Source organism: Janibacter indicus, from assembly GCF_900176385.1.
Classification (GTDB): Bacteria; Actinomycetota; Actinomycetes; order Actinomycetales; family Dermatophilaceae; genus Janibacter; species Janibacter indicus.
This window is the reverse complement of the sequence record NZ_FWXN01000001.1, coordinates 248667-261277: the sequence shown is the minus strand read 5'-3', so window position 1 is coordinate 261277 and position 12611 is coordinate 248667. Positions and strand designations below refer to the sequence as shown.

Annotated in this window: 15 protein-coding genes; 4 read left to right on the top strand and 11 right to left on the bottom strand. The window is 72.0% G+C overall.

Going from position 1 to position 12611, the window contains the following annotated elements; translation table 11 throughout:
- Nucleotides 1–139: 139 nt before the first annotated feature.
- Nucleotides 140–490, bottom strand: coding sequence for a S8 family serine peptidase (locus B9B60_RS16765; protein ID WP_200811100.1), 351 nt, complete (start codon nucleotides 488–490; stop codon nucleotides 140–142).
- Between B9B60_RS16765 and B9B60_RS16760 the strand changes: the two genes are divergently transcribed.
- On the top strand, nucleotides 467–1618 hold the full coding sequence (locus B9B60_RS16760; RefSeq protein ID WP_223277784.1) for an SLOG cluster 4 domain-containing protein: 1152 nt from the start codon (nucleotides 467–469) through the stop codon (nucleotides 1616–1618). The two genes, B9B60_RS16765 and B9B60_RS16760, sit on opposite strands and share 24 nt — an antisense overlap.
- A gap of 79 nt (nucleotides 1619–1697) precedes the next feature.
- Here B9B60_RS16760 and purU read toward each other — a convergent pair whose 3' ends face one another.
- From purU to pyrH, 7 genes are all read right to left on the bottom strand, one after another.
- Complete coding sequence (gene purU, locus B9B60_RS01245) at nucleotides 1698–2573, bottom strand: formyltetrahydrofolate deformylase (RefSeq protein WP_084449489.1); 876 nt, start codon at nucleotides 2571–2573, stop codon at nucleotides 1698–1700.
- On the bottom strand, nucleotides 2570–3781 hold the full coding sequence (rlmN, locus tag B9B60_RS01240) for a 23S rRNA (adenine(2503)-C(2))-methyltransferase RlmN (RefSeq protein ID WP_084449595.1): 1212 nt from the start codon (nucleotides 3779–3781) through the stop codon (nucleotides 2570–2572). The genes purU and rlmN overlap by 4 nt, the downstream gene beginning before the upstream one ends.
- Before the next feature lie 18 nt (nucleotides 3782–3799).
- Entirely contained in the window at nucleotides 3800–4123 is a 324-nt protein-coding gene (locus B9B60_RS01235; protein WP_143445379.1) for a hypothetical protein, read from the bottom strand.
- Between the two features lie 5 nt (nucleotides 4124–4128).
- Complete coding sequence (locus B9B60_RS01230; RefSeq protein ID WP_084449488.1) at nucleotides 4129–4758, bottom strand: HNH endonuclease family protein; 630 nt, start codon at nucleotides 4756–4758, stop codon at nucleotides 4129–4131.
- Nucleotides 4759–4875: 117 nt separating this feature from the next.
- The gene (locus B9B60_RS01225) at nucleotides 4876–5754 is read right to left on the bottom strand and encodes a phosphatidate cytidylyltransferase (RefSeq protein ID WP_084449487.1); all 879 of its coding nucleotides are present in this window, start codon (nucleotides 5752–5754) and stop codon (nucleotides 4876–4878) included.
- A gap of 1 nt (nucleotide 5755) precedes the next feature.
- Nucleotides 5756–6313 (bottom strand): ribosome recycling factor, encoded by a 558-nt coding sequence (frr, locus tag B9B60_RS01220; RefSeq protein WP_072624147.1) that lies wholly within the window; start codon nucleotides 6311–6313, stop codon nucleotides 5756–5758.
- A 74-nt stretch (nucleotides 6314–6387) separates the two neighbouring features.
- Nucleotides 6388–7113, bottom strand: a complete 726-nt coding sequence (gene pyrH, locus B9B60_RS01215) for a UMP kinase (protein WP_084449486.1) — start codon at nucleotides 7111–7113, stop codon at nucleotides 6388–6390.
- A 105-nt stretch (nucleotides 7114–7218) separates the two neighbouring features.
- On the opposite strand from pyrH, the gene B9B60_RS01210 reads away from it, so the two are divergent.
- Nucleotides 7219–7800, top strand: a complete 582-nt coding sequence (locus B9B60_RS01210; RefSeq protein WP_327078563.1) for an antibiotic biosynthesis monooxygenase — start codon at nucleotides 7219–7221, stop codon at nucleotides 7798–7800.
- Nucleotides 7801–7872: 72 nt separating this feature from the next.
- Here B9B60_RS01210 and tsf read toward each other — a convergent pair whose 3' ends face one another.
- Both tsf and rpsB read right to left on the bottom strand, forming a co-directional pair.
- Nucleotides 7873–8700, bottom strand: a complete 828-nt coding sequence (tsf, locus tag B9B60_RS01205; protein ID WP_084449484.1) for a translation elongation factor Ts — start codon at nucleotides 8698–8700, stop codon at nucleotides 7873–7875.
- 52 nt (nucleotides 8701–8752) lie between these two features.
- Entirely contained in the window at nucleotides 8753–9646 is an 894-nt protein-coding gene (gene rpsB / locus B9B60_RS01200; RefSeq protein WP_084449483.1) for a 30S ribosomal protein S2, read from the bottom strand.
- 216 nt (nucleotides 9647–9862) lie between these two features.
- Here rpsB and B9B60_RS01195 point away from each other — a divergent pair, with 216 nt between their 5' ends.
- Nucleotides 9863–11020 (top strand): pyridoxal phosphate-dependent aminotransferase, encoded by a 1158-nt coding sequence (locus B9B60_RS01195; RefSeq protein ID WP_084449482.1) that lies wholly within the window; start codon nucleotides 9863–9865, stop codon nucleotides 11018–11020.
- Nucleotides 11021–11106: 86 nt separating this feature from the next.
- The gene (locus tag B9B60_RS01190) at nucleotides 11107–11595 is read left to right on the top strand and encodes a murein hydrolase activator EnvC family protein (protein ID WP_084449481.1); all 489 of its coding nucleotides are present in this window, start codon (nucleotides 11107–11109) and stop codon (nucleotides 11593–11595) included.
- Nucleotides 11596–11663: 68 nt separating this feature from the next.
- Here the strand turns inward: B9B60_RS01190 and B9B60_RS01185 are convergent, their stop codons facing one another.
- Nucleotides 11664–12608 carry a tyrosine recombinase XerC gene (locus B9B60_RS01185; RefSeq protein WP_084449480.1) on the bottom strand — a complete coding sequence of 315 codons (945 nt, stop codon included), beginning with the start codon at nucleotides 12606–12608 and terminating at the stop codon, nucleotides 11664–11666.
- Nucleotides 12609–12611: the final 3 nt, after the last annotated feature.

Genomic DNA, 12611 nt, shown 5'->3' with positions numbered 1-12611 from the left:
GGCTGCATTGCCCTACGGCAATGCAGCCTCCCGACCCCCCGACCTTGCATTGCCGTACGGCAATGCAGCCTCCTGACGAGCAGCGGGCCCGCCCCCTTCGTGACGAAGGGGGCGGGCCCGCTGGCTGTCCCACCTCGGATCAGCCGGCGGCCACCTGGAGCAGGCCGGTCGGCGTGCCGGACGGCGCGTCGGTGATCGCGTCGACCGACGCGTCCTGCAGCCCCTGGCTCACCGCGTCGGGCGTCGCCCCCGCGTTGCCCTCGAGGTAGAGGGCGGCCCCGCCGGCGATGTGCGGGCTGGCCATCGACGTACCGCTGTAGGTGTCGGTGCCGCCGCCGGGCACGGTCGACTCGATGTCCTGGCCGGGGGCATAGCCCTCGACGACCGAGCCGTAGTTGGAGAAGCTCGCATTGCCGTCCTGGTCGGTCGACGCCGCGAAGTCAGGGCGGCTGGCAAGGTTGTCGGCATGACTCGGGAGACCCGCCGCCACCCCCTGCGCGACCGGTTGGGCCGCCGGCCGGACCACCCCGCCTACCGCGAGGTCCACGACGAAGGGGGTCTGCGTCGCCTCACCGCCTCGGGCACCCCGCTCGCCGGCTGGCGCCTGCAGGGCCTGGACCTCGAGCCCCACGCCGCACACCTCGCCCGCGCCGACGTGCGCGGCCTCGTCGTGCTCGGTGGTCGGGTGCCCGACGAGCTCGCCCGCGACCTCGTCGCGCGTGGCGCGGTGATCATCCCGCCCGACCCGACCTGCCCGGTCGAGCCCTTCCGCGCGCGGCTGTACTCCCCCTTCGACCTCTACGGCGGACTCGAGACCGCCGGCTACCCGAGCACGGTCGACGCCCGCGCCTACGCGTGGAGCCGTGAGGCGCGCACCCAGCACGACGCCTGGGCGACGCTGCTGCGGGCGGTCCACGACGACGCGGTGCAGGACGCGCTCGTCGAGGCGCTGCACGGACTCGACGTCGTCGGGGTGATGGGCGGGCACGCGCTGGAGCGCGGGAGCAGCGACTACGCCGACGCCGCCCGCCTCGGCCACGCGCTGGCCGACGCCGGTCGCGTCGTGCTCACCGGTGGTGGCCCGGGGGCCATGGAGGCGGCCAACCTCGGCGCACTCGCCCCGACCGCCGACGCCGTCGAGACGGCCCTCGGTCGACTGTCCGCCGTGCCGAGCTTCCGCCCGTCGGTCGAGGCCTGGGCCGAGCTGGCGCTGCAGGTGCGCGATGATCTTGGGGCCGGCGACGGCCCGGCCCGCAGCTACGGCATCCCGACGTGGTTCTACGGGCACGAGCCACCCAATGTCTTCTGCGACGGCATCGCCAAGTACTTCTCCAATGCGCTGCGCGAGGACGTGCTGCTCGCGCAGAGCGCCGGCGGGCTCGTCGTGCTGCCGGGCGCGGCGGGCACGGTGCAGGAGATCTTCCAGGCGTGCACGCCGCTGTACTACGCGCCCGAGGGTGAGCCGCTGCCGCCGCTCGTGCTCGTCGGCCTCGAGCACTGGACCGAGACCGTGCCGGTGTGGCCCGCGCTGCGGGCGCTGGGGGCCGGCCGCCCCCTCGGCGAGGTGCTGCACCTCGTCGAGACGCCCGAGGAGGCGGCGGCACTCCTGCTCGGCTGACCTTAGCACCGAGTCGATGACGAGCGGGAGTGGCGAGACCTGCCCCCGTCGCATGACCCAACGGCGATGCGAAGGGAGATCAGTCGAAGACGATCGTGCGCCGGCCGCGCAGGACGACCCGGCGCTCGACGTGCCAGCGCAGGGCGCGGGCGAAGGCCATCGCCTCGAGCTCGGCACCCGTCGCGGCGAGCTGCGCCGGGGACATCCGGTGGTCGACCCGGCGGAAGTCCTGCTCGATGATCGGGCCCTCGTCGAGGTCGGAGGTCACGTAGTGGGCCGTGGCCCCGATGACCTTGACCCCGCGCTCGTGGGCCTGCGAGTAGGGCCGCGCCCCCTTGAAGGAGGGCAGCAACGAGTGGTGGATGTTGATGATCCGACCGGGGAAGTCGGCGCAGAGGTCCTCGGAGAGCACCTGCATGTAGCGCGCGAGCGCCACGGTCTCGACCCGCTCGGTCTCGATGATCTCGCGCAGCCGTGCCTCGGCCTGCGGCTTGGTCTCGCGCGTCACCGGCACGTGGTGGAAGGGGATGCCGTGCCACTCGACCTCGGCCCGGAAGTCCTCGTGGTTGGACACGACCGCCGGCACGACGACGTTGAGCTGGCCGGTGCGCACCCGGAAGAGCAGGTCGTTGAGCACGTGCCCCTGGCGGCTGACCATGATGAGCAGCCGGTGGGGCTCGTGCGGGTCGTGGACGTCGACGTCGACGCCGAGCTCGGCCACGATCCGCTGGCGCTCGGCCTCGAGTCGGTCGACGTCGATCGGGGCATCGGCCTGCAGGTGCATCCGCAGGTGGAACTCCCCCGTCGACGGGTCGCCGAACTGCTGGCTGTCGAGGATGTTGAGGTCTAGCCCGACCATCGCGCCGGTCACCGCGTGGACGATGCCGCGCCGGTCGGGGCCGCTCAGGGTCAGGACGATCTCGCGGCCGAGGCCGCCCGGGGTCGCCGTGCTCATGCCGTGGCCGCCGCGAGCTGGCCGCAGGCCCCGTCGATGTCGCTGCCACGGGTGTCGCGCACCGTCGTCGGGATGCCGTGGGCGCGCAGCCGCTCGACGAACTGCTGCTCGACGCCCCGCCGCGACGCGGTCCACTTCGAGCCCGGCGTCGGGTTGAGCGGGATCGGATTGACGTGCACCCAGCCCTTGCCGCGGGCGGTGAGCTTCTTGCCGAGGAGGTCTGCGCGCCACGCCTGGTCGTTGATGTCGCGGATCAGCGCGTACTCGATGCTCACCCGCCGCCCGGTGCGCAGGTAGTAGCGGTGGGCGGCGTCGATCGCCTCGTCGACCTTGAAGCGGGTGTTGATCGGCACGAGCTCGTCGCGCAGCTCGTCGTCGGGCGCGTGCAGCGACAGCGCGAGCGTCACCGGGATGCCCTCCTCGGTGAGTCGGTCGATGCCGGTGACCAGCCCGACCGACGACATCGTGATGCCGCGGGCACTCATGCCCAGCCCCTCGGGCGAGGGGTCGACCATCCGGCGGATGGCACCGATCGCGGCCTTGTAGTTGGCCAGCGCCTCCCCCATGCCCATGAAGACGACGTTGGTGACCCGGCGACCGGAGGACGAAGGGAGGGACTCCCCTTCGTCATCGGCCTCGGCCCCGAGCGCGGCGCCGGCCTCGTCACCCAGCGGCAGGTCGCCGGCCTCGGCCAGCAGCCGGTTGGCAGCGACGACCTGGTCGACGATCTCGGCCGTCGACATGTTGCGCGTCAGGCCCTCCTGGCCGGTGGCGCAGAAGGGGCAGTTCATCCCGCATCCGGCTTGGCTGGAGATGCAGATGGTCGCCCGCCGGGGGTAGCGCATGAGGACCGACTCGACGAGGGCGCCGTCGTGGAGGCGCCAGACCGACTTCAGGGTCGCGCCACGGTCGGCGGTGATCGTGCGCACCGGTGCGAGCAGGCGCGGGAGCATCGCGGCGGCGAGCTCGTCACGGGCTGCCTTGGGCAGATCGGTCATCTGCTCGGGGTCGTCGGTGTGGTGGGCGAAGTAGTGCGTCGACAGCTGCTTGGCGCGAAAGCCCGGCAGACCGAGCTCCTTGGCCCACTCGACCCGACCGGCGAGGTCGAGGTCGGCGAGATGGCGCGGCGGCTTGCCGCGCCGGGGCGCGGTCATCGTCAGCTGGCCGGGCGCCGGGCGGGCGGTCGAGGGCGTGGGCAGGTCGGTCATCCCGACCATCATCTCAGGTCAGGAGCGTGCCCCACCAAAGCTGCCCGCTGCCGGGTCGGCGGCGTCGCGCCCCCGGCCCTCGCCGTGTGCAGCCTCGCCGGGCGCCGGGGCAGGATCCGGACCGGAGAGCGCGCCGACGAGGGCTTCGTGCACCGCCTCGGCGCTGCCGACGCTCGGCTGGTCCGCGAGGTGGTACCACTCGTCGGCTCCCTCGTAGCGCACCCGGGCGACGACCACCCCGTCCTGCTCGCCCGTCTCGAGCTCGATGCGGCCGGTGATGGTGCCGACCTCGCGCGTGGTCACGCCACCGGGTCGGGCAGTGAAGGTGCTCGTACGGCTCATCGTCGTCAGCAGCTCTCGAGTCGGGTGCTCAGCGCGGTCTTCTCCGCCGTCTGCAGGGCCAGGCCCCAGCGGTACTTCGTCGCGACCCACATCTTCGCGTAGGTGCACGCGTAGGTCGTGCGGGTCGGCCACCACGTCGACGGGTCCTGGTCCCCCTTCGACCGGTTGGACGAGGCCGAGACCGCGATGAGCTGCGGACCCTCGAGGTCGTTGGCGAAGTCCTCCCGCTCCTGGTCCGAGCACGAGTCGGCGCCCGAGCGCCACGCCTCGGCGAGCGGGACGACGTGGTCGATGTCGAGGTCGCTGCCGTCCGTGAAGTACTCGCCGTCGTACTCGCTGTACCAGTCCCCCGAGGTGGGGCGGCAGTCGGAGCCGACCTCGACGTCGTCGCCGTCGCGGGCCAGGACGGTCTCGCGGGTGTCGCACCCGTCGACGGCGATCCAGTGGTTGAACTCGTCGCGGTCGTAGCCGGTCATCGAGCCCTCCGTCTCGACGGGGAGGGCGGCGAGCTGGCTGATGGCGGTGTCCGTCGAGGGGATGCCGGGAGGTGCGGCGGTGGCCGACGCCGCCGGCGCCAGCGCGATGGACGTGGCCGCGGTGGCGGCGAGGACGGAGCAGGTGGTGCGCAGGCGCATGACGGGTCCTTGGCGGTCGGGTGCCGGGCACGAGCGACGCTAGGGCCGGGTGAGAGACCGCGGGTGAACACGCGGTCAGGCGCCGTCGGGGACCCCGTCAGAGGTCGGTCAGGGCCGTCAGTGCGGGGCGATGATCCGCAGCGCCACCCACATGAGCGGGATGACGAGGACGAGCGAGTCGAGCCGGTCCATGAGGCCCCCGTGCCCCGGGAGGATGTTGGACATGTCCTTGATCCCGAGGTTGCGCTTGAGGCTGGACTCGATGAGGTCCCCGATCGTCGCGACCGGGGCGGTGAGGGCCCCGAGGATCGCGCCCTGCCACCACAGGCCGTCGAGGGTGAGCGGGATGACGATCGCCCCGACGGCGGCGCACGAGAGGACCGACCCGGCGAAGCCCTCCCAGGACTTCTTGGGCGAGAGCTTGGGCGCCATCGGGTGCTTGCCGAAGAGCACCCCGAAGGCGTAACCGCCGATGTCGGAGGAGATCGTGATGAGGATGAAGACGAGGATGCGCCACTGCCCCTGGGGCTCGGCGAGCATCAGCGCCGCGAAGCCGGCGAGCAGGCAGGGGTAGAGCAGGATCAGCGCGCCGGCACCGACATCGCGCAGCGCACCGGAGAGCCCGTCGGCCACCCGCCAGATGAGCGTGGCGACGAGCGTCAGGGCGGCGGCGAAGACCAGCGCCTCGGCTCCGCGCAGGTAGGCGGCGACCGTCATGCTCACCGCCCCGATGGCGACCGGGACGAAGGGGGCGAACAGCCCCCCTTCGCTCAGGGCCTGGCGCATCTCCCACACCGCCACGACCATGGCGATGCAGATGACGACGACGAAGGCGACGGGGTGGATCACCAGCGCCGCGGCGGCGGCGGCCCCCAGGCCGACGCCCGTGGCGATGGCGACCGGCAGGTTGCGCCCGGCGCGACCCGTCGGCGCCGGAGCCGTCGCGGGCGCGGCCGCGCGGGCGGAGCGACGGGTCGCGAACTCGGGCTCGGTCACATCAGACCTCGGAGAGCTCGGCTTCCTTGGCCTTGAGCAGCGAGTCGACGGTCTCGACGTACTTCTTCGTCAGCGCGTCGAGCTCCTTCTCGCCCCGGGTGCCGTCGTCCTCGCCGACCTCGCCGTCCTTGACGAGCTTGTCGATGGTGTCCTTGGCCGCCCGGCGGACGTGCCGGATCGAGACCTTGGCGTCCTCGCCCTGGCTGTGCGCGAGCTTGATGTACTCCTTGCGGCGCTCGGCCGTCAGCTCGGGCATGGTCACCCGGATCACGGTGCCGTCGTTGCTCGGGTTGGCCCCGAGGTCGGAGTCGCGCAGCGCGCTCTCGATCGCGCCCATCGACGACTTGTCGAAGGGCGTGATGAGCAGCGTCCGCGCCTCGGGCGTGGCGAAGGAGGCGAGCTGCTGCAGCGGCGTCGGCGACCCGTAGTAGTCGACCATGACCCCGCTGAAGAGGCCGGGGTTGACGCGGCCGGTGCGGATGCCGGCGAAGTTGTCCTTGGCCACCTCGACGGCCTTGGTCATCTTGTCCTCGGCCTCGAGCAGTGCGTCCTCGATCATGTGCGTCCTCTCCTGTCCGGCCACGGGGGCCTCGCGTGCGGCGGCGCCGCGGTGGTCTGGGGTCAGTCTCTCACTCAGGCGTGCACGACCGTGCCGATGGACTCGCCGAGCAGGGCACGGGTGACGTTGCCCTCGCCCTCCATGCCGAAGACGACCATCGGCAGCTCGTTCTCCCGGCAGAGGCTGAAGGCCGCGGCGTCGACCACCTTGAGGTCCTGCTGGATGGCCTCCTCGTAGGTGACGCGCTCGAGCTTGCGGGCGTCGGGGTTGGTCCGCGGGTCGGAGTCGTAGACCCCGTCGACGCCGTTCTTGGACATCAGGACCGCATCGCACTTGATCTCGAGGGCGCGCTGGGCGCTCACCGTGTCGGTGGAGAAGAAGGGCATGCCGGCGCCGGCGCCGAAGATCACGACCCGGCCCTTCTCGAGGTGGCGGATGGCCCGGCGCGGGATGTAGGCCTCGGCGACCTGGCCCATCGTGATGGCGGTCTGGACCCGGGTGTCGACGCCCGCGTCCTCAAGGAAGTCCTGGAGGGCCAGACAGTTCATCACGGTGCCGAGCATGCCCATGTAGTCGGCACGCGTGCGGTCCATGCCCTGCTCCTGCAGCTGGGCCCCGCGGAAGAAGTTGCCGCCGCCGACGACGATCGCGACCTGGATGCCCTCGCGCACGGCCGCTGCGATCTGCTCGGCGATGCCGCGCACGACGTCGGGGGCGACGCCGACCTTGCCGCCACCGAAGGCCTCGCCGGACAGCTTGAGGAGGACGCGTCGGTAGGGGGTGGGGGTCTCGTCGGACACGGGTGTGCTCCCTGTGGGTCGAGGTCGGGGATTCGCTCAGATCCTTCCACAGGTGCAGGCCTGCGGACGCACGCACGATGACGAGGCCGCTTATCCTTGCCGGTCGTGAGCACCGCACCCGCCGACCGGTCGGCCCCTGTCACCGTCTCGATCACCCGCACCGTCCGCCCGGAGGACGAGGCCCTCATGCAGGTGTGGGCCGACGCCGGGACCACCCTCGCGCGGCGCTTCCCCGGCTTCCTCGGCTCGGGGTGGGTGCGCCCGTCGCTCGGGTCCGATCAGTGGCACATGCTCTACCGCTTCGCCGACGCCGACGCCCTCGAGCAGTGGCAGGAGTCCCACGAGCGGGCCCGGTGGCTCGGTGCCGCCGCCCGCCTCGTCGAGGCGACCCGGATGGAGTCGCGCACCGGCATCGAGGGGTGGTTCGACGAGCCGCACGAGGTGACCGGGGGCGACATCGCCCCTCCCCCGCCGCCGCGGTGGAAGCAGATGGTCGTCATCTTTTGCGCCTTCTTCCCCACGAGCCTGGTGCTCACCTACGTGCTCGCCGTGGTCACCGAGGGGTGGCCGGCGTGGGGCCGCGTGCTGCTCACCTGCGCCATCGCCATCCCGTGGATGACGTACGTCTTCCTCCCCTTCGTCACGCGGCTCTTCCTGCCGTGGACGCAGCCGCGGCGCTCGCCGTGACCTGCCTCCCGGCATGACGAAGGGCGCCGCCCCCCGGCTGGGGTGCGGCGCCCTTCGGCTGTGCGAGGTTCGTCAGGAACCGACGCGGAAGCGAGCGAACTGGGTCGCGCTCGCGCCGGCCTCCTCGAGGACCTTGCCGACGGACTTCTTGGAGTCCTTGGCGAAGGGCTGGTCGAGCAGGACGTTTTCCTTGAAGAAGCCGTTGACCCGGCCCTCGACGATCTTGGGCAGGGCAGCCTCGGGCTTGCCCTCCTCCTTGGCCGTCTCCTCGGCGATGCGACGCTCGTTGGCGACGACGTCGGCGTCGATCTCGTCGCGGGTGAGGACGTTGGGGCTGAACGCGGCGATGTGCATCGCGACGTCACGGGCCACCTGGTCGTCGCCACCCTCGGTGCCCAGGAGGACACCGATCTGGGCCGGCAGGTCGGGGCTGGTCTTGTGCAGGTACGCCGAGACGTTGGGGGCCTCGACGCGGGCGACCCGCTTGACCTCGATCTTCTCGCCGATGGTGGCGTTGGCGTCGTCGAGGAGCTCCTTGACGGTCTTGTCCCCGGCGGGGGCAGCCAGCAGGGTCTCCGCGTCGGTGGCCTTGGCCGCGACGGCCGCGGCGAGGACCTCGTCCGCGAGGGCGCCGAACTTCTCGCCCTTGGCGACGAAGTCGGTCTCGCAGAGGACCTCGACGAGGGTGCCGACGCCGGCCTCCGCCTTGGCGACGACCAGACCGTTGGAGGTCGTGCGGCCCTCGCGCTTGGTCACGCCCTTGAGGCCCTTGATGCGCAGCAGCTCCTGGGCCTTGGACTTGTCGCCCTCGGCCTCGTCGAGCGCCTTCTTCACGTCGAGCATGCCGGCGCCGGTGCGCTCGCGCAGCTCCTTGATGTCAGCGGCGGTGTAGTTCGCCATGTGTGTCCCGTTCTCCTTCGAGAGAGGTTGACGGTGGTCGGTGAGGTGGTGCTCAGGCCTCGGGGGTGGCCTCGGCGGCGGGCGCCTCGGTCGCGGGGGCCTCGGCGGCGGGCGCCTCGGTCGCAGCGGCCTCGGCGGCGGGAGCCTCGGCGGCGGGAGCCGCAGCCTCGGTGCCCTCACCGGCGAGGAGCTCGCGCTCCCACTCGGCCATCGGCTCGGCCTCGGCGGCGGAGGCACCCCCGGTGGCGTTGCCGCCACCACGGGCCATCAGGCCGTCGGCGACCGCGTCGGCGACGACGCGGGTGAGCAGGGTGACCGAACGGATCGCGTCGTCGTTGCCCGGGATCTTGTAGTCGACCTCGTCGGGGTCGCAGTTGGTGTCGAGGATCGCGATGACCGGGAGGCCGAGCTTGCGGGCCTCGTCGACGGCCAGGTGCTCCTTCTTGGTGTCGACGATCCACACGGCCGAGGGAACCTTGGCCATGTTGCGGATACCGCCGAGGGTCTTCTCCAGCTTGTCCTTCTCACGGCGAAGGATGAGGAGCTCCTTCTTCGTGTAGCCGGAGCCGGCGACGGTGTCGAAGTCGATCTCCTCGAGCTCCTTCAGGCGGGTGAGACGCTTGGAGATCGTCTGGAAGTTGGTGAGCATGCCACCGAGCCAGCGGTGGTTGACGTAGGGCATCCCGACGCGCGTCGCCTGCTCGGCGATGGGCTCCTGGGCCTGCTTCTTGGTGCCGACGAACAGGATCGTGCCGCCGTGGGACACGGTCTGCTTGACGAACTCGTAGGCGTCGTTGATGTAGGTCAGCGACTGCTGCAGGTCGATGATGTAGATGCCGTTGCGCTCGGTCATGATGAAGCGCTTCATCTTGGGGTTCCACCGGCGGGTCTGGTGCCCGAAGTGGACGCCGCTCTCCAGGAGCTGGCGCATGGTGACGACGGCCATGCCGAAGTCCTCTCTCGTAGGTTGTCAGTTGTCTCCTGGTGCTCCGACCCACCCCGCCCGACCGAGGTCGGGACTGCCGTGGTGTGGCCCCGGATTCACAGTGATCTGATCACCCGGCGGGGAACACGCGAATTCATCCAGACAGACTGGATGTGCCCCTCATCCTACGGCTGCAGGGCGAAGGGGGGAAATCGTCGCCCCGCGTAGCCTGCGGGCATGAGCTCACCCCTCGTCGACCGCATGGAGCCGCACGCCGAGACGATCTTCGCGACGATGTCGGCGCTGGCGCTCGAGCACGACGCGGTCAACCTCGGCCAGGGTTTCCCGGACATCGACGGACCCGAGGAGGTCCTCGAGGCGGCCCGGGCGGCGATCACGGCCGGCCACAACCAGTACCCGCCGTCGATCGGCATCCCGGCGCTGCGCGAGGCGGTGGCCGCGCACCAGGCGCGCCACCACTCCCTTCGCCTTGACCCGGCGACGGAGGTGCTCATCACCTCCGGGGCGACCGAGGCGATCGCCGCGAGCCTGCTCGGACTCGTCTCCCCCGGCGACGAGGTGGTCACCTTCGAGCCCTACTACGACAGCTACGCCGCGGGCATCGACCTGGCCGGAGGGGTCCGGCGGACCGTCCCGCTGTCGTACCCGGACCTGACCTTCGACCCGGAGCGGCTCGCCGCGGCCTTCTCCGAGCGCACCCGGGTGGTCCTGCTCAACACGCCGCACAACCCCCTCGGCAAGGTCTTCACCCGCGCCGAGCTCGAGGTCATCGCCGATCTCGCCCGTCGGCACGACGCATGGGTCATCAGCGACGAGGTCTACGAGCACCTGACCTTCGACGTGCCGCACGTGCCCATCGCGACGCTGCCGGGGATGGCCGAGCGGACGCTGACGATCGGGTCCGCTGGGAAGTTCTTCTCCGTCACCGGCTGGAAGGTCGGCTGGGTCACCGGCCCCGCACCGCTCGTGCGGGCCGCCCGCGTGGTCAAGCAGTACCTGACCTTCACCACCGCCTCTCCCCTGCAGCACGCGGTCGCCCAGGCACTCGACCTGGGGCCGCAGGTGCTCACCGACCTCACCGAATCGCTGCGGGCACGCCGTGACCTGCTCGTCGCCGGGTTGGCCGACGCCGGGCTCGAGGTGCGCCCGAGCGACGGGACCTACTTCGTCGTCGCCGACGCCGCACCGCTCGGCGTGACCAATGCGCTCCAGTGGTGCCTCGACCTGCCCGCTGCGGCCGGGGTCGCCGCCGTGCCGGTCTCGGTCTTCTGCGACGAGCCCGACCGGATGGCGACCCTCGTGCGCTTCGCCTTCTGCAAGCAGGTGCCGGTCATCGAGGAGGCCTGCCGCCGTCTCGCGGCCTTCACCGGCTGATCCACAGTCCTCGGCGGGGCGGCGGCCCCGTCCACAGGTCTGCCGGGCGCCACCGGCGGCGGCGCGAAGGGGGTCACGCTCACCCCATGAGCACCGTCACCTTCGTCGCCCTCGCCCTGGCCGGGGCCCTCACCGGTCCACCCGCCCCACCTGCCGCGGCTCGCTGGTCGTGGCCGGTCGGGGGCGGTGCCCGCCCGGCCGTGGCGGCCCCCTTCGACGCGCCGGAGGAGCAGTGGGGCGCCGGTCATCGCGGCATCGACCTGTCGACCGCGCGGGGCGCGCCGGTCACCGCGGTCGCCGACGGGGTGGTGACCCATCGGGGTCGGATCGCCGGTCGGGGCACGGTGAGCGTCACCCACGCCGACGGTGTGCGCAGCACCTACGAGCCGGTCGACGCCGCCGTCTCGATGGGTGACCGGGTGGCGCGTGGCCAGCGGATCGGCACGATCGGGCCGGAGTCGGGGCACTGCGCTCCCGCGGCCTGCCTCCACCTGGGTGCGCGTCGCGGGCCGACCTACCTCGACCCGATGACCTTCTTCGGTGCCCGCCGGGTGATCCTCCTGCCCGTCCCCTGAGCGCCCCTCCCCTGCCGCCGGGTCGAGAGAATCCCGACCGTCCATCCGGTCGGTGACGCCCGCAGGGCTCAGGCGCGGGGGTGCGCCTGCTCGTAGCTGCGGCGCAGGCGGTCGAGCGAGACGTGCGTGTAGATCTGGGTCGTCGCGAGCGAGCTGTGGCCGAGGAGCTCCTGGACCATGCGCAGGTCAGCGCCACCCTCGAGCAGGTGCGTCGCGGCCGAGTGGCGCAGGCCGTGCGGCCCCACATCGGGCGCATCGGGCACGTGGGCGAGCAGGGAGTGGACGACCTCTCGGACCTGGCGCGGGTCGACCCGGCGGCCCCGACGGCCGAGGAAGAGCGCCGGGCCCGACCCCTCGACGACCACCCGGGGTCGTCCACGCTCCAGCCACTCGCCGAGAGCCTCGTCGGCGGGCGCGCCATAGGGCACCACGCGCTCCTTGCGACCCTTGCCGAGGACCCGCACGACCCGTCGACCGCGATCGAGGTCGTCGACGTCGAGGCCGGTGAGCTCGCTGACCCGGATCCCGCTCGCGTAGAGCAGCTCGAGCACGGCGCGGTTGCGCAGGTGGATCGGGTCCTCGTCGTCCGCGGCGACTGCCGCGACGTCGAGCACGGCACTCATGCCGTCGCGGGAGACGACGTCGGGCAGGGTGCGCTGCCGCTTGGGGGACGCCAGCCGCAGTGCGGGGTCCGTGGCGGTGCGGCCGGTGCGCGTCGTCCAGGCGAAGAAGGTGCGTACCGCGGCCGACCGGCGGGAGAGGGTCGCGCGGGCGGCGCCCCCCGAGGCGAGGCTGCCGAGCCAGGACCTCAGCTGCGCCAGCGTGACGTCGGCGAGCGCGTCGCTGCCGTCGTGGGCACACCACATGAGGCAGGCGCGCACGTCGCCCGCATAGGCCCTGATCGTGTGCTCCGATCGATCGCGCTCACGCAGCAGGTGCGCGGCATAGGCGTCGACGACCTCGCCGACCCACGCAGGGGTCGGCGCCGGCTCCGAGGTCGACGCAGCGCTCACTCC